At 39.8% G+C, this 21,468-nt stretch carries 12 protein-coding genes and 1 tRNA gene; 1 reads left to right on the forward strand and 12 read right to left on the reverse strand.

Features of this window, described 5'->3' with window-relative positions; genetic code table 11:
• Nucleotides 1-35: 35 nt before the first annotated feature.
• The 3 genes from H8796_RS08215 to H8796_RS08225 all read right to left on the reverse strand — a co-directional run bounded on the left by H8796_RS08215 (nt 36) and on the right by H8796_RS08225 (nt 6,757).
• A complete protein-coding gene (locus tag H8796_RS08215) occupies nt 36-1,649 on the reverse strand; it encodes a RagB/SusD family nutrient uptake outer membrane protein (protein ID WP_117932211.1) in 1,614 nt (537 codons plus the stop codon).
• A gap of 27 nt (nt 1,650-1,676) precedes the next feature.
• On the reverse strand, nt 1,677-4,793 hold the full coding sequence (locus H8796_RS08220; protein WP_117932209.1) for a TonB-dependent receptor: 3,117 nt from the start codon (nt 4,791-4,793) through the stop codon (nt 1,677-1,679).
• 152 nt (nt 4,794-4,945) lie between these two features.
• Entirely contained in the window at nt 4,946-6,757 is a 1,812-nt protein-coding gene (locus H8796_RS08225; RefSeq protein WP_117932207.1) for a glycoside hydrolase family 2 protein, read from the reverse strand.
• A 387-nt stretch (nt 6,758-7,144) separates the two neighbouring features.
• Between H8796_RS08225 and H8796_RS08230 the strand changes: the two genes are divergently transcribed.
• The gene (locus tag H8796_RS08230; protein ID WP_117932510.1) at nt 7,145-11,152 is read left to right on the forward strand and encodes a two-component regulator propeller domain-containing protein; all 4,008 of its coding nucleotides are present in this window, start codon (nt 7,145-7,147) and stop codon (nt 11,150-11,152) included.
• A gap of 127 nt (nt 11,153-11,279) precedes the next feature.
• Here the strand turns inward: H8796_RS08230 and H8796_RS08235 are convergent.
• The 9 genes from H8796_RS08235 to H8796_RS08275 form a co-directional block, all read right to left on the reverse strand.
• Nucleotides 11,280-11,361: transfer RNA gene (locus tag H8796_RS08235), tRNA-Leu, on the reverse strand.
• Nucleotides 11,362-11,434: 73 nt separating this feature from the next.
• A complete protein-coding gene (locus H8796_RS08240) occupies nt 11,435-12,469 on the reverse strand; it encodes a S41 family peptidase (RefSeq protein WP_117932205.1) in 1,035 nt (344 codons plus the stop codon).
• A gap of 46 nt (nt 12,470-12,515) precedes the next feature.
• Complete coding sequence (locus tag H8796_RS08245) at nt 12,516-13,376, reverse strand: DUF3316 domain-containing protein (RefSeq protein WP_008642868.1); 861 nt, start codon at nt 13,374-13,376, stop codon at nt 12,516-12,518.
• Nucleotides 13,376-16,021 carry a DNA gyrase/topoisomerase IV subunit A gene (locus H8796_RS08250; protein WP_117932203.1) on the reverse strand — a complete coding sequence of 882 codons (2,646 nt, stop codon included), beginning with the start codon at nt 16,019-16,021 and terminating at the stop codon, nt 13,376-13,378. Before H8796_RS08250 ends, H8796_RS08245 begins: the two co-directional genes overlap by 1 nt.
• Before the next feature lie 203 nt (nt 16,022-16,224).
• Entirely contained in the window at nt 16,225-17,568 is a 1,344-nt protein-coding gene (locus tag H8796_RS08255; RefSeq protein ID WP_117932201.1) for a Gfo/Idh/MocA family oxidoreductase, read from the reverse strand.
• A gap of 87 nt (nt 17,569-17,655) precedes the next feature.
• Nucleotides 17,656-17,895: a hypothetical protein gene (locus H8796_RS08260; protein WP_004309603.1), complete on the reverse strand. Its 240-nt coding sequence runs from the start codon at nt 17,893-17,895 to the stop codon at nt 17,656-17,658.
• Nucleotides 17,896-17,898: 3 nt separating this feature from the next.
• On the reverse strand, nt 17,899-19,224 hold the full coding sequence (locus tag H8796_RS08265; RefSeq protein ID WP_117932199.1) for a Gfo/Idh/MocA family protein: 1,326 nt from the start codon (nt 19,222-19,224) through the stop codon (nt 17,899-17,901).
• Nucleotide 19,225: 1 nt separating this feature from the next.
• Nucleotides 19,226-19,996 (reverse strand): FAD:protein FMN transferase, encoded by a 771-nt coding sequence (locus H8796_RS08270; RefSeq protein WP_117932508.1) that lies wholly within the window; start codon nt 19,994-19,996, stop codon nt 19,226-19,228.
• A gap of 10 nt (nt 19,997-20,006) precedes the next feature.
• On the reverse strand, nt 20,007-21,461 hold the full coding sequence (locus H8796_RS08275; RefSeq protein ID WP_117932197.1) for a putative oxidoreductase C-terminal domain-containing protein: 1,455 nt from the start codon (nt 21,459-21,461) through the stop codon (nt 20,007-20,009).
• Between the last annotated feature and the right edge of the window lie 7 nt (nt 21,462-21,468).

Here is a 21,468-nt window from a genome sequence, read left to right on the forward strand (position 1 = left end):
TTTATATATTAAATGATTAAAAATAAGCGTCATGATTAATATCCGGGGTTTTGGCCCAGATTGGGGTTGATCGTAAATTGTTGCCTCGGCACAGCCCATAGATAATCCCGATCCCTGTTGAATGAGTTTTCATGGTATGAGAAGTATGTCAAATCACCGCCACTCAACTTAAATTTGGCTCCTCTGAATGGTTCATTCAGAACATCTTCTGCAATTTTCCAACGGCGTATATCATAAATACGCGTTCCTTCCAGTGCCAATTCTACACGTCGTTCGTCCCTGATAATTTGCCGAATATCTCCACTTGTTGGATAGTCCATTGCCGCAGGTGTTTCATTGAATCCGGCACGGCGGCGGAGCTGTGTTATTGTTTGCTCCCAAATTTCGGGAGTCATTTTCTCCAATTCGTACATAGCTTCTGCGTACATCAGCAAAACATCGGCATAGCGCAGTGTTACAAAATTGATGTTGCAACTCCATGAAGTACCTACTGTCCACGCACTTGGACTCGGATCATAATACTTCCTATAGAAATATCCGGTTTGCGAACCACTGGCATGACCAATCTTGTCTTTATTCTCTTTTGATGCACCGTTGGGATTTACATTTACTGTATAGGAAGAACCGTCTCTTTTTTGCACTATACTGCCATGACGAACGATTGTCATATCCATACGCGGATCACGGTTTTCATAAGCACTTTTTGCTTCATCCCATTTACTTCCATCTCTCATGAGATAGGTGTCTATAAGGCTTTGAGCAGGACTTGCGACTATGTATTGCACCGATTCCAGATTGAATGGAACATATGTGGATATATCACTCCATGTACGTACTTTAGGCACATACTGGATATCCAGAATTATTTCGTTATTATATTCATTTGCTTTATAAAATATTTCCTGATAATTGGAGTGAAGTGAATATCTTCCATAGTCAGCTTTGTCAATCAACTTTTCTGTATACTTTTTCACTCTCTCCCAATCGTTGAAATTTAAGGCTACACGGGCGTTAAAAGCTACTGCCGCTCCGCATGTAATCCGTCCTCTATCGGCTCTTGCATACCGTTCTTTGGTCGGCAGTATTTCTGCTATCTCTTCCAACTCCTGATGTATCCATTCTACGATGGTAGCTTGTTTGGTTCGTCCAATGGTTCTTGCAGTTTGTTCGTCAATATCCTGCGTAAAGAATGGTACATCTCCATACCAATTTGTCAATTGGAAATAGAGGAAAGCACGAATAAAGCGGGCTTCAGCTTTCATCCTGTTTTTGAGATTTTCATCCATTTCTACTCTATCGATATTGGCTAAAAGTGTATGGGTTGTTTTTATCCCACCATATATCTCACCCCAAACTTTATCGAAAAGACCTGTCGAGGATGTAGCCTGTCCGTTACTGATTGTTTTGATATCATCACCACCGTATCCGTTATAGAGGTTGTCACTCAATCGTTCGTCACGGAATACCCATTCCGTACTATTCATCTGGCGATATGCCATATGCAAAAGCGAAGCTGCTTTTTCTTCTGATGTCCAATAGTTTTCGTCAGTAAATTTATTTGTAGGGGATACATCCAGATCGACGCAGCCGGATGAAAATATGCAAATAAACAGACACCATGAAAAATATTTAATTATTGTTGTTTTCATATATTATACTATATCTGATTATTGTATTTAAAATACGATCTCAATACCACCACCATAATATTTCAATGTAGGATAGTTACGTCCACTGTTTGCACCACCGGCATTCATGCTGTTACCAAATTCAGAAGACTCCGGATCGATAAATTTATTTTTTGTGATTGTTAATAAATTCTGTCCGGTTGCATATACCCGTACTTTGCTCATACCTATTTTCCTTGTTATAGTTTCCGGAATAGTATAACCAATTTGTAAGTTTTTCAATCGCAGATATGCTGCATTATAAATGTTTCTGTCGGATGAATGCTGGTAATTGTTCGCATACGAGGATGTTGCATAATCATTTATCAGCCGTGGATATTTGGCATCTGTGTTGCTCGGACTCCAATAATCCAACTGGTGTTCGAACATGACAAAATAATAACTTCCATGAAATGGCTCAACCATTTCGCCACGTAATGCCATATCGCGTTTGCCTACACCTTGCCACAGCATATTGAAATCAATCCCTTTCCAGTTGAGTAAATAGTTGAATCCAAATATATAGCGAGGGAAAGCATTGCCCAAGATATAACGGTCGTTGTCATCTATAACTCCATCTCCGTTGCGATCTACATACTTCACGTCTCCGGGTGACAAGTTTGCTCCAATAAACACTGCTGAATTCCGTATTTCTTCTTCGTTTTGATATAGGCCATCTGTTTTAAATCCGTAATAACTATGCAGAGGAACGCCTTCGCGAACAATACGTTCTATTCCGTCGACTTGAAAAATATCCTGTTTGCCATATTTGATTACTTTATTAAAAGAGTCGCCTATATTGAATCCGAAGTTATGAGTAAAGTCGGAATGATTCAGACGATAGTTGATAGACAATTCCCATCCGCTGTTTCTCATTTCTCCAATATTTTTATAGGGCACAGCTCCTCCTAAAGTACTCGGAGTTTGTGGAACTAATAAAATATCGGTAGTGTATTTATTAAAGTAGTCGAAAGATAGACTCAACGTGTTTTTCAGCAAAGTAGCATCAAAACCGATGTTGAATGTCTTTGTCTTTTCCCATGACAATGATTCATTGCCAAAGGTATATCCTGTACCTGTTACCGGAGTTTTATTAAATCCATATTGATTTTTGTAAATATCGTATGTGGTAAAATACTGATAGTCTGGCACAGACTGCGTTCCCAACAAACCATACGAACTTCTAATTTTCAGGTCGCCTACTTTTTCTTTCCAGAAAGAGAAAATTTCTTCTTCTGAGATTCGCCATCCAAGAGTCGCTGATGGGAAGAATGCCCATCGATGTCCTTTTGCCAACAATGATGAACCGTCGTAACGGCCACTCACTTCAACATAGTATTTGTCCATATATGAATAGCCCAAACGACCTAACCACGAATGAAGAGCACGTTCTACTGTTCCACCAGGTGTGTTGTAGCTGCCGGGATCTATTTCGGTGTCATCTGTATCTGTATAGAGATCAGGATCGACATATTTTCTTTTTATCTCATTAGCTTCTCTGCGGAATGACTCTGTTGTATATCCAAATACCCCCGTAACATTATGTACTTTGTTGAAAGTACGGTTATATTCTAGTAGGAACTGGGTATTCAACATTGTTATTTTTCCGTTATAGTCCTCAATACTATAATCTTTCTTATCACTCTCATTCGTTATTTTATCCCTGTCGATATAATCATATACCGGGTGATAACGTCTTTTTATAAGGCGGTGTTCCGACCTTAGGTCATAGCCTAATACTGCTTTCGCTTTCAATCCTTTCCAAATGTTTAGTTCCCCGGATACAACCCCTTGAAAATGGTCATCATTGTTTGTTGTAAGACCGCCATGATATAAGGTGGCAAGGAAATTACCTCCAGTGGTTATGTCTGTATTGTAATATTTTCCATCTGCATCGGGATATATGTCATACGTATTGTATGTTGGTACACGCATTACATCTGACAACCACAAGCCACCTCTGTCCGAACGTCCTTCTTGTCTGTCGTATGCCAATAATGCAGTCAGTTTCAAACGTTTAATGTCAGTTACGATATTACTTCTGAAATTGTATCTCTTAACACCAAAGTCCTGTCCCTTATAATTACTTTCCTGATCGTAATATCCGAAAGAAATATTGTAAGAGGTAGATTTGGAGCCTCCTTGTACGCCTAAATTATAACTTTGTTGCAGAGCATTCTTCAGTATCGCTTTATATCCCCACTCACTGTCTCCTTTGGCAAACTGATGTATTTCCTCTGCAGTATAAATAGGATCTTTTCCTGCGTTTACATACGAGTCATTGCGCAACAATGCGTTTTGATAACCCGGTAGCGGCTTCAATAAGATATCTGGATTTTGTGATCCGACGGAGGCGCTGAAAGATACCTGTGGTTTCATATCCAAATGACCTTTCTTTGTGGTAATCAGTATGACTCCATTGGATGAACGTGATCCATAAATGGCGGCTGTACCGGCATCTTTCAATATAGAAACATTTTCTATATCACTAGGGTTAAGCATATTCATTGCTTTAACATCGTCGGCAATCATTCCGTCTATAACAATCAGAGGATCGTTGTTATTCATAGAACTGACACCTCGAATATTAATATTCATCGTGTTGTCATTCGGATTCATACTACGTTGCTGGATAGTGAGACTCGGTGATGCTCCTTGCAATGCCTGAGTAAGATTGGCCACCGGACGATCTTTAATAAGTTTATCTTTTACCTGATCGACTGCCCCTATCACATGTTTACGGGTAGTAGTACCATAACCGATAACGATAACTTCATCCAATAATTTCGAGTCTTCTTTCATAACAAGAGCAAGCAATGATGCGTTTCCAGCTTTTCTCTCAATGGTATTAAAACCTACATACGAGATTACTAACATATCATCACCGTTGCAACTGATGGAAAATTTTCCATCTGCATCCGTGATTGTGCCATTGGTTGTGCCTTTTATGGCAACGCTCACGCCAATCAACGGTTCACCTTGCTCATCCTTCACAGTGCCTTTTACAGTTTTCTCTGTTCGGGATTGTTGTGTGACACCAGTTTGAGCAAATCCTTTTGTGGTATTTCCTGCGTATAGCAGTATTAAACCGGTTAACATTAATAGTTTACATATTCTACTAGTCATATTATAACTATTTTTATTGATAATAAATTGTGATTTAATAGTTCGATTTTTCGATTGTACTTATTCGTAATTTGTTGTTTTACATAGTTTTAGTTATTTATTATTATACTTGAAATACTATTCTGCTTCGTCTAATCCCTTTGATACCTTCTTTATTCAGACAGTGAATTGATGATTTCCTGGTTAATCTTTCTAATACGATCTTCCTCTACTTTAATAACCTTTCTGTCATAAGTTATTAAGCCATTTACTTCTCCTTCGACATCTGTAGTTTGTGTGTATACACCACCGGATATTCCACTTTTTACCAAATTCAGTAATTGTCGTCCGTATTTCACATATTCGTCTGTAACTTCTTTTGCGCTCTTGAATTGTACATATCCCCAGTTTTTATCTGGTTGCCATAAATGATCTGTAAGCGGCATACCTATTCCTCCATATTCACCGATAACAGTAATTCGTTCGTTATCATACATCATCATCTCTGGTGAAGGATATTTATGGAAATCGAGAATGTCTCCAACTTTAAGATAATGATTGCCGCCACTTGCCGGGTTTACTAGACGTGATGGGTCATAATACTGCGTCCATTCTGTAATTTCCTGCGTTTTGAACTGTCCCCATGCCTCATTGAACGGAACCCATATAGCAATAGACGGATATGGCATCAAATAATCCATTATTTCTTTCCATTCTTTGCGGAAATTTTGTTCCGATTCGATAGAACGCGTGACCTCTTTTCCATCAAAGTAGTGGTGCATATCCCAATGAGGTCCTTGATCTCCATTCGGCATATCTTGCCATACGAGTATACCTAAACGGTCGCAATGAGTATACCAACGTGCTGGTTCTACTTTTACATGTTTGCGAATCATATTGTATCCGAAGTCTTTTGTCTTCACAATATCATATTTCAATGCTTCATCTGTTGGTGCTGTATAAAGTCCGTCAGGCCACCATCCCTGATCTAATGGTCCAAAATGGAATATATCCTTATTGTTCAATTGTATACGTATTATGCCATTTGCATCGCGTTTTTTCGACACCTTGCGCATTGCGGCATAACTACTGACTTTATCTACTGATTTTCCCCTTTCGATGAGGGTAACATCCAGATCGTAAAGGAATGGAGATTCGGGCGACCAAAGTTTCGCATTCGGAATAGCGATATCCAATGTCTGTCCTACAACGCCTTTTGCCGAAGCGATCACTTTATTGTTATCCTTTAGTTTTACTTCTACAATATCAGATGACTCCGTATTCTTTGTACACACTTTCACTTTTAAATTGTTATTGTCTATATTGGCAATGGGGGTAATGCCGACAATGTGCTTGTTATTTACTGGTTCCAACCAGACAGTTTGCCAAATACCTGAAACAGGTGTGTACCATATTCCATTAGGATTAGTCACTTGTTTGCCTCTTGGTATAGAGCTATCGCTTGTAGGATCCCATACTTTAACTACCAGTTTTTGATTTCCTGAAGTAAGGAATGGGGTTACATCGAAGCAAAAAGGAGTATATCCTCCAGTGTGACTTCCTATTTTAATATTGTTAAGGTAAACTTCTGCTTTCCAGTCCACTGCTCCGAAATGTAGTATTACATTTTTGCTTTTCCAATCGGAGGGAATTGTAAACGTACGTCTATACCATAGCTCTTTTTCTTTACCCAGTTCTTTTTGGACACCTGAAAGGCTTGATTCTACTGCAAAAGGAACAAGAATTTTTCCATCGAACGTCTGAGGTTCCTGTTGTCCCATAGGCAAAATGGCATAATCCCACAAACCATTCAGATTTTGCCACTTATCGCGTTCCATTATCGGACGAGGGTACTCTGGCAAAACATTATTAGGGTCAATTTTTTCTGCCCAAACCGTTTTAATTTTATCACCCACAGGTTTCCACTGCGCAAATGATGATATGGAAGAAAAGAGTAAAATAATTAATAAAAGAAATGTTTTCATTGATAATAGATTTTTGTATGTAATTAGTTTAAATATTTAAAGGCTGTAGGAATGTGAAGCCTGAATGCTGTTTCCAAAAGAAAGGAAGATTACTGCATATTTGATAAGCGGTATTTTCTTGTTTGTCAGTTTTTCCATGGTATTGAATATATGGTTATAAACTTATCTTTATATTAAAATAGGGTTAACAAGCTCTCAACTTGATTGATGGCAAAAATAGATAAATTCACTATTGCAGAGGTGATATATTTGGGTAAAAAAATGGCAATAAAAGGTTTCTGTAGCTATATTGACTAAAATGTGATATAAATAAATAATAATTGATATTTTTCCACTACTGATAAAAGCGTATATTTGTCGAAACTTTCACGTTATACCATTCTTTATATGAAAAATCACTATTTGTACATCTTGCTTTGCCTCTCTCTTTATAGCATTGCCTCTTTTTCGCAGGGATACTCTAATTTTCATTTCAAGAAGTTGCAGGTGGATAATGGACTTTCTGCAAATTTTGTCTTTTGTATCATGCAAGATGCGAAAGGTTTTATGTGGTTTGGGACAAAAGATGGTTTAAATAAATTCGATGGGAATAGTTTCAAGGTATTCAGACATAATCCTCGGAAAGAGAAGACGATAGGGAATAATATTATACATTGTATGATAGAGGGTGATAATAATAAGCTCTATGTAGGTACAGAAGCAGGACTTTATATAATGGACATAGCCGACGAGACTTTTGAAAAAGTGGAAAATACAACTGCCGATAATTTTAAAATTACCTATACTGTAACCACTATTTTTAAGGATGGCAAAGGAAATATATGGATAGGGACCAATTCGCAAGGTATTTATACTTATAATCCCGAAAAGAATGAGTTGAAGAGGGTGAGGGTAAACGGATATGATTTCGACTCAAATATAGTATGGTCTATATACGGAGATGCCTCTGATAATATATGGGTAGGTACTAGACTTGGATTGCTCAGGTATAATTCAAATACAGGCTTTTTTGATCCGATAGAAAGATTATATAGTCTCTATGATAACTCCGAGCATGAGACACAAACAATCGTCGAAGATACCAATGGTGACTTATGGCTTGGAACATGGGGTAAAGGTCTGCGTTTATACAAAAAACAGTCAAATGCATATACTACTTTTCTTAGTTCAAATAAAGAGTCTTCTGCCGTAACACGTATTATGGCTATTTGCCAATATCGGGACAATGCTCTGCTCGTAGGATCAGACAATGGATTATATATGTTCGATATTGAAAATAGAACATCCAAGCGAATCGACATTCCTAATTCTTATCATAGTTTGAGCGATCAGGCTATTGGTTCAATCTACAAAGATAGGGAAGGGGGAATATGGATTGGTACATATTCGGGTGGAGTAAATTACTTAAGTCCAAGTGTATTCAGTATAGACACCTATTATCCCGACATCTTGTCCGGATCCTTATCGGGAAAGACAATCAGACAGTTTTGTGAAGATGAAAATGAGAATCTATGGATAGCTACGGAAAATGGAGGTGTAAATTACTTTAATACGAAAGATCAAACTATCACTCAACCGATAAAAGGATCGTACTATAACGTGCATGCTTTATTGATAGATGGAGATAACCTATGGATAGGTACCTATGCGAGAGGGATTCATGTATATAATACTAAAACGAAGTCTCTATCTGTATTCAAACACAGTTCTGATAGGAAGAACAGTATTAATGATGATGGAATATACGCCTTATGTAAAACTAAAAATGGAGATATTTATGTAGGAACTCATGCTGGATTGAATAAGTACGATAGGTATAAAAATGAGTTCATTAACATAGAGCAGGCTTCGAAATTTATATACGACATAAAAGAGGATGATTTTGGTAATCTATGGTTAGCAACTTACGGTTCAGGAGTCATAAGATATCATATACCAACTAATGAGTGGATATGTTACGATTCAATATGCGATAATAGTAATCCATTAAAAGAGAGTAAATTAACTAATATTTATATTGACTCTAAAAAAACGTTGTTATTCGCAAGCGAGGGACAAGGTATTTTCTTTTACGATTATAAAACCGATAGTTTTAAGAATATATCCGAAACTGATGGTTTGCCCAATGGGGTAATATATGGCATATTAGATGATCCACAAGGCAATTGGTGGATGAGTTCGAATAAGGGAATAATCCGGATGAACATATCAGATCTGCATAATATTAAACTATATACAAGGGACGATGGATTGCAGAGTAACCAGTTCAATTATAAATCAAGTTATAAGGCTTTAAATGGAAAATTCTACTTTGGCGGAATTAATGGGTTCAGTTCATTTTATCCACAAGATCTCAATAAAAATAAGAATACAGTTTTGCCGTCAATCGAAATATCTCAGATTGATATTCTAGGTAATGGAGATTCGGAACTGAATGAAGCCATACAGCAAAAATTAAACAAGCAGCAAAAGATAATATTACCCTATAACAAGTCCTCTTTTTCCATATCTTATACAAGCTTAAGCTATATAGCACACTCGAAAAATAAATATGCATATAAGTTGGAAAGGACGGATACTGAGTGGAATTATGTAGGAAATAAACAAAGTGTGACTTATGTAAATTTATCTCCTGGTAAATATCTATTCAGAGTGAAAGGCTCTAACAATGACGAATTATGGAATGAAGAAGGGGCAAAAGTGGAGATAGAGATATTACCCCCGTTTTGGTTATCCATTCCTGCCAAGATTGTATATGTTGTTTTGATTTTGGTTATGGCTTATTTGATTATCTCATTTTACATAAAGAAAAGTCGGGCAAAACAAGAAAAGCAATTGGAAGCATTCAAGACCGAACAGGAAAATTTATCTTTTAAATCGAAAATAGATTTCTTCACTACTATAGCTCACGAAATAAGAACTCCGCTGAGCTTAATCTCTGCGCCTTTGGAGGAAGTTGTTAATTCAGGAGAAGGAAGCCCTGAGACTAAAGAGAATATATTGATAATCGAAAAGAATTGTGACAGGTTGACTGATTTGATTAATCAGTTACTGGATTTTAGAAAGATGGACTCAACTCAATATATTATAAATCCGGCAAGAGTAGATTTGCGCCATCTCTTAACGGATTTGTACGGACGCATCAGTAAAACAGCGCAGAAGCAGCATATTGATTTTATTCTCCAGCTCCCTCAAGATGAATTTATAGTAAATTCAGATACAGATGCATTAATCAAAATAATAGGGAATTTGCTTACAAATGCACTCAAATATACTAAAGATAAGATAGTCTTATCTCTCGTAAAGAATAAAGATGCAACTTATTCTGTTTTTGTCGAAGACAATGGCAATGGTGTCTCTGATACTTATAAGAAACTGATATTTGATCCTTTTTATCAAGTACAAAATGATAGTGGGAAAATGGGTACCGGCCTGGGATTATCTTTGGCTAAAAAACTAGCAGAGATGTTAAACGGTAATATTACTGTAAAAGACAATGAAGCTGGGGGAGCTACATTTATATTCAATTTTTCCGATTTACCACTTCTATGCCAGCATAAATCCGAACTTGATAGTATTCCTCTCGAAAAGGAAATAATAAAAGATAGAAGTGTGTCAGAAAACAAAAACAGCATACTAATTGTCGAGGATAATATCGAAATGGCATCATTTATAAAGAACTCTTTGCACAAAGACTATGCTGCCGATACCGCTTTCAATGCCGAGGAAGCAATGTTATTATTAGAAGAGAATAGCTATGATATTATAATCTCAGATATTATGATGCCAGGGATAGACGGTATCTCATTTACTAAGAAATTGAAGTCGGATCTCAATTATAACCATATACCAATTATTCTACTTTCAGCTAAAACTGAAAATGCAGTTAAGATAGAAGGATTACACTCCGGTGCGGATGTTTTCATCGAAAAGCCGTTTTCTGTGTCATTTCTGAAGGCGCAAATCATAAGTTTACTCGAGAATCGTAGAACTGTGCTTGACGCCTTTAATCGTTCTCCTTTTATTTCTTACTCTTCATTAGTTACCAGTAAAAATGACGAGCTATTTCTGAGTCAGTTAAATGAAGAAATAGAAAAGCATATCGCAGACGAAAATTTCTCGGTAGAATCATTAACTGATATTTTCAATATCAGCCGTTCTCACCTACAAAGAAAGCTTAAAGCCATAGGAGGTGTAACACCAGGCGATTATTTACGGAATTACCGTCTGCGAAAAGCCTGTCAATTATTGTTGGAGACCGATATGAGGGTAAATGAGGTTGCATATAGTGTAGGTTTTAGTACAGCTTCCTATTTTACTCGTGTATTCCAGAAAGCTTATGGTATTCTACCTAAGGAGTTTATAGCCAAACATGCGAATAAAACAAAGAAGTAACCATGAAAGGGACCCGCACGTCACCGAGAATGTTACCGCATTTTTTTAATAACCTGTGAAAAGGATATAAAAAAGCCTCTAAATATTCATTTAGAGGCTTTTTTGTCTATTTATACTATAGAAAGTGTGCGGATGATAGGACTCGAACCTACACGCCTCACGGCACCAGATCCTAAGTCTGGCGCGGCTACCAATTACGCCACATCCGCATGTGTAGCTTTTTTGTTTAGCGGTGCAAAGATAGGAAGATTTTCTGATTTGGCAAATAATTCGACAATAAAGTTATTCACTTAAGATTTCGAATGCTTTTTCAATCAGAGTGTCTTTGTGCTTAAGTTGGTCTGATTCAGACATATTGATAGCAATATCCGGTTCAATACCTTCTTCCAAGGGTTGCTTGTTTTTATCGAAATGCGGACTGGCGGAGAAACGGATGCTCCATCCATTAGGTAATTCCGACGAGAAAGGAAGTCCCGAACCGCCTCCGGTCCAGTCACCTAACTGGATGATTCGTTTATCTTTATTGTCTTTGTTTAAGCTACGCATCGCATTCACAAAGTCATTGGTAGCACTATAACAGCGACGATTGGTCAGGATGATTACTTTCTTTTGCCACCGGATACTGTTGGATGGTTCCAGATAGATCGGCTCCATCTTGGAGAAATCATTATGTCCCGGTCCGGTTTTATGCTGTATATATCCGGTGAGCGCTTTCTCGTTGGTAAACCGGGCGGCGATCCGGGTGGAATTGGTCAGGTTTCCGCCTCCGTTATCACGTACATCGATGATTAATCCGTTGCAGGTGGCCAGGTAGAGAAGAACTTCATCCAAGTTGCCGTCTCCGACTCCGGAGCTGAAGCTTTCGTAACGAATATATCCTATGTTGTTATCGAATATTTTATACTTTAAACCGGCGGATGTGTAGTATCCTGTACTGGCACTACCCAGATAAGTTTGATAGAGAATGTCTTCCCGGTAGTTCCAGTCGTAACCCTGATACCATTCATCGTAGAAAGAAGTACGTTTGGCAGAGGATAGATTGACATGCCCGTCTTTTAAAATGTATAGCATCTGGCTTAGGATGTCAAACAGATCGTCATTAGACATTGTCGGAATAATCAGTGGGCTATATTTGTCGCGAACGGCATCCCAGTCAATACCTTTTGCTTCCAGAAAACAATACTGTTCGTCGATGATCTTCCATAGTTGTTCGAAGTTTCCTACAGGATCATTGGCGTAGTCTTCTTCTCCGATGCAACCGGTCAATACCGGAAGACAACAGAGCAGCCAAAGCATTTGTCTAATCTTATTTCTCATTCTTAATTGATCTCACTTGAAGTTTCAACATTAAATTTTTGTTCTCTTAGTAGGCTCTGACCGATGAAGGCAAAGCTGTTCCTTTTTTGTTTCGGATACGGTATAGGTCTTTCACAAATCCTACCATGAATACGTGCGAGTAGGTATGTGTCTTGATATTGTTTACATTGGATTGTTGCAAATCGGCCAGATAGCTGAATCGCATTTTGGTATATCCTATCGGTAAGTCGACGGAGAGCATCTGACGCAGTGAAGGCTGGTTGTGCAGGGAGGTGAACTTTATCACTCCACTCGAATTTCCTAAAGAGAATATCTCGTAATAAGATTGTCCGTAGTGCGGTGAGAACATCACTCCCATCACCGGTAGGTTGACCTGATAGCGTAATACCATCGGGTACCGTTTGATTTTCAAATGCCAGATAGCCATTCCGGAGGCATCCAGGTTGACGTATGCCCGTGCGGATGCCGGATTGTTGGTGTTCCGGAGATTATAGACAAAGCCTCCGTTGGCATCTATCAATCCTCCGGCTAATAATTTGAAATTCTCCGTCAGCCGAAACTGGTAGTGTAATCCGTAATTCCAGTTGACTAATCCGGAGAAGGTATTATTGTTGTCGGCACGGTTGTGGGTATAACCGATGTCTGCCTGAAAGAAATTCTGTACAGACACATTTCCATCGAATAACTTGGTCATCCGAATCGTCTCGCGGGAAATACGGAAGTCGATTCCTTTGTATTCCTGCGGCGAAAGATAGGTGTCGAATACGTTGGTAAATCCTACACCGTACATGGTGGCACGTGTTACATACCGATGGGTTTGCAGACTGTCAATCTGCGCTTGTAATCTGGTGCAAAGGGCGAACAGGATGCATCCTGTCAGCCCTAGGTATATTAGTTTTTTCTTCATCAGAATAATTTCATCTGCCCGGTGATCTCATCAATAATATCGCCTTCGCTCTTATCGCTGTCCGGGTCCAGATTTTCCGGTTCCTCTTCCGGGGGGGCCTGTTGCTCTTGCGCAGGTTCGGGGAAGCGGGTCGGTTCAAGTTCGTTGATCGTATCTACGGCATAGGTCGTGATACGTTTTCCTTTGGCTTTAAACCCTTTGACGGCAATGAACTCATCTGCGTCGATATCCAACGGATCACGGAAACTGTCGTGTCCGCCAAATATAACTTCCAGGCGCGGATAGTATTCGTCGGTCAGCAAGATGAGGCGATTATTCTTATTCTCTCCCAGATAGTTCTGTTTGCGGTTGGAGGCCTCGAAGCAGAAACGTTTCAGGTACGGGTAATTCTGCTGATCGGCATCATAAAGTGCGGCAGTCCATATCTTGTGCGGATCGAATTTCTCAACGATGCTCACATTGTCTTCGTAGTGATTGCTCAAGTCGAAGTTAGTGGTGTAGAAGTCACCGTTGTTCAGCACAACCAGTATGGAGTCGTCACTTTGGAATTCTCCCAGATATTCGCCGCGTCCATCATAGTTGAGGCGAAGTATGTCACGGTCGAACCAGACTTTACGTCCACCGAGAGTAGAGCCGCCTTTCTGTTTCAGGGATATTTTGTGTACCGGCAAGCGGGTGAGAATTACCCCCCGTGCCTGGCGTCCCTTGATACTGACTTCGCTGAAGTCATGCTCGAAGATGATGCGGCGTACACGTGGGTTCGGCTTCAATGTCACCTTGATAATTTCGGCTTCTCCGTTCGGGTTGGCACTGAAATAGGTAATCCGTGAATCAGGAGTTCCCAGTGTCACATCATATTCGCGGTCGCGGACCACGGAAGTTACGGCGAAGCGTTTTACGTAGGTCGTTCCTTCTTTTCCGTCGCGGTAGGCTACGTTGTAGATCGTACGTTTATCGTTCTTCTTGAATACATTGACATAAAGAACGTTCTTACCGACAAATTTCTTATCGGCAACGGGGGTGACGATATACTTACCATCACGGAAGAAGATAATGACATCGTCGATATCCGAACAGCAGGCTACGAACTCATCTTTCTTCAAGGTCGTTCCGATAAATCCTTCTTCACGGTTGATATAGAGTTTCTCGTTTGCTTCTACTACTTTGGCTGCTTCGATGGTGTCGAAGTTTCGCAATTCCGTGTGGCGCGGGAAATTCTTGCCGTATTTGTTCTTCAGCATCTGATACCAGTTGACTGTATAATCCACGATGTGAGCCAGGTGGTTATCAATCTCGGCAATTTCCTCTTTCATATTGGCAATCAGTTCATCCGCTTTGTCTGAGTTGAATTTCAGGATACGGCCCATTTTGATTTCCATCAACTTGAGAATATCTTCTTTCGTAACTTCACGGATAAATGTCGGATAGTAAGGTGTCAGACGTTCGTCGATGTGTGCACAGGCTGCATCCATGTCTTTGGATTGCTCGAACTCTTTATCCTTATAGATGCGTTCTTCGATAAATATCTTTTCGAGAGAAGAGAAATGCAGGGATTCCAGAATTTCTCCTTTCTTGATTTCCAGCTCCTGCTTCAGCAAATCCATCGTATTGTCTGCCGACTTTTTCAGGACTTTGCTCACAGTGAGGAAATGCGGCTTACTATCATCGATGATACAGCAGTTGGGCGAGATACTTACTTCGCAGTCAGTGAAAGCGTACAGAGCATCAATCGTTTTATCTGATGAGGTGCCGGGTGCGAGGTGTACTAATATTTCTACGTTGGCAGCCGTGTTGTCGTCTACCTTACGAATTTTGATCTTTCCTTTATCAACAGCTTTCAGGATAGAGTCGATTACTGTCGAAGTTGTCTTTCCGTATGGAATTTCTGTGATAGCAAGCGTTTTATTGTCAATCTTGTTGATCTTGGCACGTACTTTCACGGCTCCGCCACGCTCTCCGTCGTTGTATTTGGCTACATCGATAGAGCCTCCTGTCTGGAAATCAGGATATAGTTGGAATTCCTCTCCGCGTAAATAGCTGATAGAGGCATCACAAAGTTCGTTGAAATTGTGTGGTAAGATCTTGGAAGAAAGTCCCACGGCGATACCTTCCACTCCCTGTGCTAATAATAACGGGAATTTCACAGGAAGAGTGACCGGTTCCTTGTTTCGTCCGTCATAAGAAAGTTTCCATTCGGTAGTTTTGGGATTGAAGACAACATCCAGCGCAAACTTGGACAAGCGTGCTTCGATATAACGGGGAGCAGCTGCGCCGTCTCCGGTGAGGATATTACCCCAGTTACCCTGACAATCGATCAACAGGTCTTTCTGTCCCAACTGTACCAGGGCATCTCCGATAGAAGCATCACCGTGGGGGTGGAACTGCATGGTGTGTCCCACAATGTTAGCCACTTTGTTATACCGTCCGTCGTCCAGACGTTTCATTGAATGTAAAATACGTCGTTGCACAGGCTTTAAACCGTCATTGATATGAGGTACGGCACGTTCCAGTATAACGTATGAAGCATAGTCCAGAAACCAATTCTGGTACATGCCTGTTAACTGATGCTTTACGTTTTCGTCCCGCGTGTCCGCCGGTTTGTAGTCTGAATGTCCTTCCGTTATCTCGTTGATTTCGTCACTCATAAATTTGTATATACTATAATATTAACGCATACGCACGCAAAAATACAAAAATAAAAGAGATTTCGATGAAAAACGGGGAATATTCCGTGTGTTAAAAGGGTATAAATCAGCTTTGCGAAGGGAAACAGAAAGACATATCTTTATTAGATATGTCTTTCTGTAAAATTATAACCTAATGAAAAAACAGGAAAATGGAGTCGGGATTAAACTCGTATTTCCCATCCTTTCTCATACTCTCTTCCCCAGAGCTTATTAGCCTCCAAATCGTTGAGAATACGGCCGCTTCCCGGATCGATTTGTAATGAATGACCGACGCGCTGAGCGATATTGCCCAATTGTACTAGCTGGGTACTGATACAGGCATCTACAATTCCGGAGTTTAACTTAGTACCTTTGCGGATAGCATCAAACCAGTTCCGGAAGTGGAAAGAGTCCAGCTTTTCTGAAGGATTCAGGAGATTTCCGGTTTCAAACTTCAAATCACTCTTTACCTCCTTGATCGTTTTGCCTTTGATATCTGCTATCTTATATTCGTTACCGCCACCAATAAAAAGAGTGCCCGTATCTCCATAGAATGCAGTACCGACTCCATATCCGTCTACCGGCATCGTATTGCAACTACGTCCTTCCCAGGAGAAAGATGCTTCGTCGCCAAACTGGAAAGTGATAAGCTGTGTATCCGGCGTCTGCCAATCATCCTGAAAACGATAACGTCCTCCGATCGAATCTACTTTGGTTGGATAATCCACACCTAGTCCCCAGCGAAGCATGTCGACAAAGTGAGTACCGTTATTTAAAGCTTCTCCAGTTCCCCAGTTCCAGAACCAGTGCCAGTTGTAATGAATGAAGTTATCCTTGAAATCGGGTACACGCGGGGCAGGGCCTTGCCACAAATCCCAGTCCAGATAATCCGGTACGGGAATGATTTTACCTGTTCCGATAGAAGGACGGTTGTTGACATACCATGATTTGGCATATCTCACTTTTCCGATGGTGCCGGACTTGATTTCCTCCATCGCTTTGATTACATTCGGGAATGATCTGCGTTGATTGCCAACCTGAACGATTCGATTGTATTTTAAAGTGGCTCTAACCAACATTTCATTTTCTGCCGGATTGTGGCTGGTTGGTTTTTCCAGATAAACGTGTTTGCCGGCTTGCATAGCCATAATGGCTGCTTTAGCATGCCAATGATCCGGAGTGGCGATTACTACTGCCTCAAACTCATTGGATTCTAACATTTTGCGTATGTCTTTTTCTCCTTTTGGAGTCCGTCCGGTCAGTTTGTGAATCGCAGCCTGGCATTTTTCAAGTGCTCTTGAGTCTACATCGCAAATGTAAGTTACTTCACAATCGGGTTGTTTGGCAAATCCTTGCGCGAGAGCACTGCCTCTGGAATTTACGCCAATAACTCCGATACGTATTTTCTCATTAGCCCCCAGAATATCTTGATATCGGCTGGAACCAAACCCTGGAAGTATGCTTCCTAAAGAAAGTGCAGCTGTACCTGCTACTGTTTTTTTGATGAAATCTCTTCTTGTTGTCATAGTATCTATTTTTCTCCAAAATTAGGTTGTTATTAGGATATGTGAATGAGTATTTCCGTCAATTCTCCCTCAAAAAACGTAAATTTCTTATTTTTTTCTTCGGAAAAGACGGATCAGGACGCTAAGAATTCCCCGGGGAATCCATAGGATGAAATAAATGAAAATGCTGATGACAATCACATATCCGATTTGAGAAATTACTTCGATCCATGGTCGGGAATAGACAATGATTGCAATAACATTGACGATAAACGCAAGTATGAAACTTAGAAGATAGATATTTCTTTCTCGTTTCAGCTTTTGGGATGTGATGATAATATCTTTCATGGTTTAGAATTTCATATAAGGTATTTTATATTCGTCAGGAAAGAATATGTGGCGTTGTTCTTCCATGGCCTGATTTCCAAGTAAACAAAGAACCGTTGAACAATATGCTTCTTCAACTATATTCTGTGCTTTCTCTCCGGTGATACATGACTGGCAGAAAGAAGACAGGATAATGTCCGAACCGTCTTTGTCTGCTCCGATCATACTCAATCCGCTGTTTACGTGGATATCTCCATCAATGATAAAGTGTGGTGTGTACTCCATTTTTGTTTCTGGTCGCCAACTAGGACCTGCTGTCGGGATGGCGGCAAAGACCTTGTCTTTTACCTGGTCAATCAGTTGCCGGATACCCGAAGTTGAATGATCTTCTTCCAGATAATAAATACCTTTTGCCATTTCCACGGTTCCTTTACTTCCCAGAATTTGGTCTTCCATTCCGTTGAACTTATTGGAAATCAATGATTCGTATGCGATCTTAACTCCATCCGAGTATCTGTAAGTGACATTGACGCTATCATAAACTTCTCGTCCGTCTTTCCAGTATACAATGTCACCCATTCCCATAATGGATTCCGGCATTTTTTTGGCTGCCCAGTTACAAACTTCCAACTGATGGCATGCTAATTCCGTCATTAATCCTCCGGAGCTCTCTTTGTATAATCTCCAGTTAATCTTGCGTTCCAGCTCTGGTGAAGGAACCGGACGACGCCAGTCTGCATTACGGAACCAGTGACAGCGAAGACCTACTACATCTCCGATGAGACCGGAATGGATCATCTGCATTCCCTTGATGTACTTCTCGTCATACATTCGCTGCATACAAAAGTAGAGAACCTTGTCTGACTGGTTGTAAGTGTCATAGATAGCCTTGCACTCGTCAAGGGTACGTGCCATTGCTTTCTCGCAAAAGACATGTTTGCCGGCAGCTAATGCGTCCAATACAATAGGTGCATGCCAGTTTAGTGGTGTGGATATGATGACTCCATCGATGTCTTTCGATTCCAGTAGTTTGCGGTAATCCGTATATGACTTTGCATCCGGACAAAGTTCCAATGCTTGTTGAAGATTGGGTGCATAATTATCACATACGGCAACAATTTGTGCATGAGGTATTTCTTTGAGGTTATGGATGTGGTATTGTCCTCTGGACCCGGTACCAATCAAAGCGATTCGTGCTTTCTCATGCTTGATCTCTTGTAGTTTCTCCGGAGTACAGGAAGTCAGCCAAGGGGTGGTCGCCAATAATGCGGTTCCTCCGGCAACGTATCCCAGGCTTTTGATGAATTGTCTGAGTCCTAAGTCTACTCCTTTTTCTTTATGTTCTTTCATATCATAAATTGTATAGGGTTGCTTGTATATTATTGAACTTTTCTGAAATCTTTTTTTGTTCCTGTTCATTGGCAATCATCCAGACCGTACTAAGAACTTCGGCTTCCAACGGGTCGGGGGACAGGATAGAACTTGCCTTTCGTTGTTCATTAAATATGCCTGTAAGCGGATTCATAATGTGTCCGGTATATTGTAACGTATTACCGGAAGTGGATAATGTTGTATCCTGCAGATCGAATTCTTTTAGAAGAGACTGATTGTACGGGTTCAGAAAACTGACTTTCCAACAATTTCCATAAGGATGATGTCCCATACCCAGGATCGAACTGTTTCCAAAATTAGCAAATGCATCACTAATATTCTCCTGTTCAATGAATTTTCTTATTTTTTTCAAAGCATATCCTTTGGCAAAACCTCCAAAATCAAGTGAAATATCAGGAGATATAAAGGAGATGCATGAATGTTCATGAAGTTGTATTCTGGAGAAGTCTTTTAATGTAATGTCGAATAAGTGTGAAGTGGTCTCATAATAGTATGAGCAAAGCTGTAAGATTGATTCCATCTCTTTGCTGATTTGAATCTTGCTTTGAGAAGCATGATTATTAATCTTGGAAGCTTCACTATGAGGATCAAAACGATTTAATATTTTATCCAATCGCTCCAGCTCATAGGTGATATCTGCCCAAAGTGTATTCAATCGGTCGATATCGGAATGAATGAGCAGGATATCGAATCGGGTCCCCATGATATGAGGAATGAAGCCATGAAACATGGCTTCATTTTCATAATATTTGCATCTTGTTTCTAACACCTATTGTTTTGTTTATTTGTTTCCTTTCTTTCTTTGCCATTTCTACAGCAGTAGTAGTAATGTAATATTTAGCTAGTGTATTTTCATTTTCCCATTCCGGCATATCCTGATTGTGTACATAATGCAGGAAAGCCTTTGCCACTTTGCTGAAATGTTCTTCGTGTCCTAATCGTTTTTCCTGTGGTATGTCAATCAGATAAGTTCCATTCTTTTTGTTTTTGACAGATAAGAACGGATAAGTTATTTGAAGCTGTTCCACTGTTTTTTGCAATTGAGCTTCAAATGTCCGATTGTCAATGTCCGATTCTTTCTGTATATATAGTTCTTTTACAAATCCATTTTTTTCATCCTGAACGATTTTTAAAGTGGCTTTACTTCCTTTCTTTATGGAAGTAAATGTATCTCCTCCGTTAGTGGGTGGAGTATAATTCCATGTGACTTTTATTCCTATACAAATCCCTTTAACGGTATAGTTGAGACTTCCGTTTGCCATCACTTCCAATACATCGTTTTTTATGTATCGGTTAAGATAAGCAGGAAAAGAATCGATTTGTGTCGATTGACTGAACTCTGCTAATGTAATTGGAGTTGGCCAGTGTTTGGCGGCATTCACAGTGACATCCGATAGATAATGAATCGTTTCATCAGGAAAACATTGCCAGTTGATGAGGTCGATCAGATGTGTTGTAACATCTGCAATGCCCTCTCCTTGTTGCTCTACATCATAATACCATGCCGGGCGAATTAATGGTTTGCCGGAAACAGTCTTGAAAAAATGATGTACGCTTTCCATTATGACAGATGGATTGTCCGGTGAACCTTTTTGTAAATCTCCGAATAATTCCGTCTGATGTAAAAGCTCTTTTTCTATGATATTGAGAATATCATATCGTTCCGTCATCAGATCGTATAAAAGAAGATTCTTTTCTTTGGCGAGTTGATAGGCTTCTGTCAATAACTTGAAATCTTGTGGGTTGATAGCCAGTGGCTTATCGGCAAGGATATGATATCCGGCTTTGATAGACTCCATGATATAGCGCGTCTTTTTTTGATTGTTTCCAGCCAATACTACTACATTACCTTTATGATCGGCAAGCATTTTCTGAAGATAATCATCTCCGGTATATACTTGTTTTTTCCATGTCGTAGGAGATTCCGCCCGCTGGTTATAAGAATCAATGCTTTCCAGATATTGATTGACGCCTGTTCCTTCGGGGGCATATATCCGGATGGTGTCACTGACATCTGTCAATGTCTCTTTTTGAAGCAGGCTGGCATGGAAATGTCCGGGATCGAGTACTACTATTTCCAATTGGGGTATACCATTTGTCTCCATCCTATTCGCAGCTTGCTTTTTCGAGAAAGAACAAGAAACGACTATAAATAAAATTGCTATAATGCCAGTCCCTTTATATATAGATTTCATTCTCTTA

The sequence above is a fragment of the Bacteroides sp. M10 genome, from assembly GCF_014334015.1.
Taxonomy (GTDB): domain Bacteria; phylum Bacteroidota; class Bacteroidia; order Bacteroidales; family Bacteroidaceae; genus Bacteroides; species Bacteroides intestinigallinarum.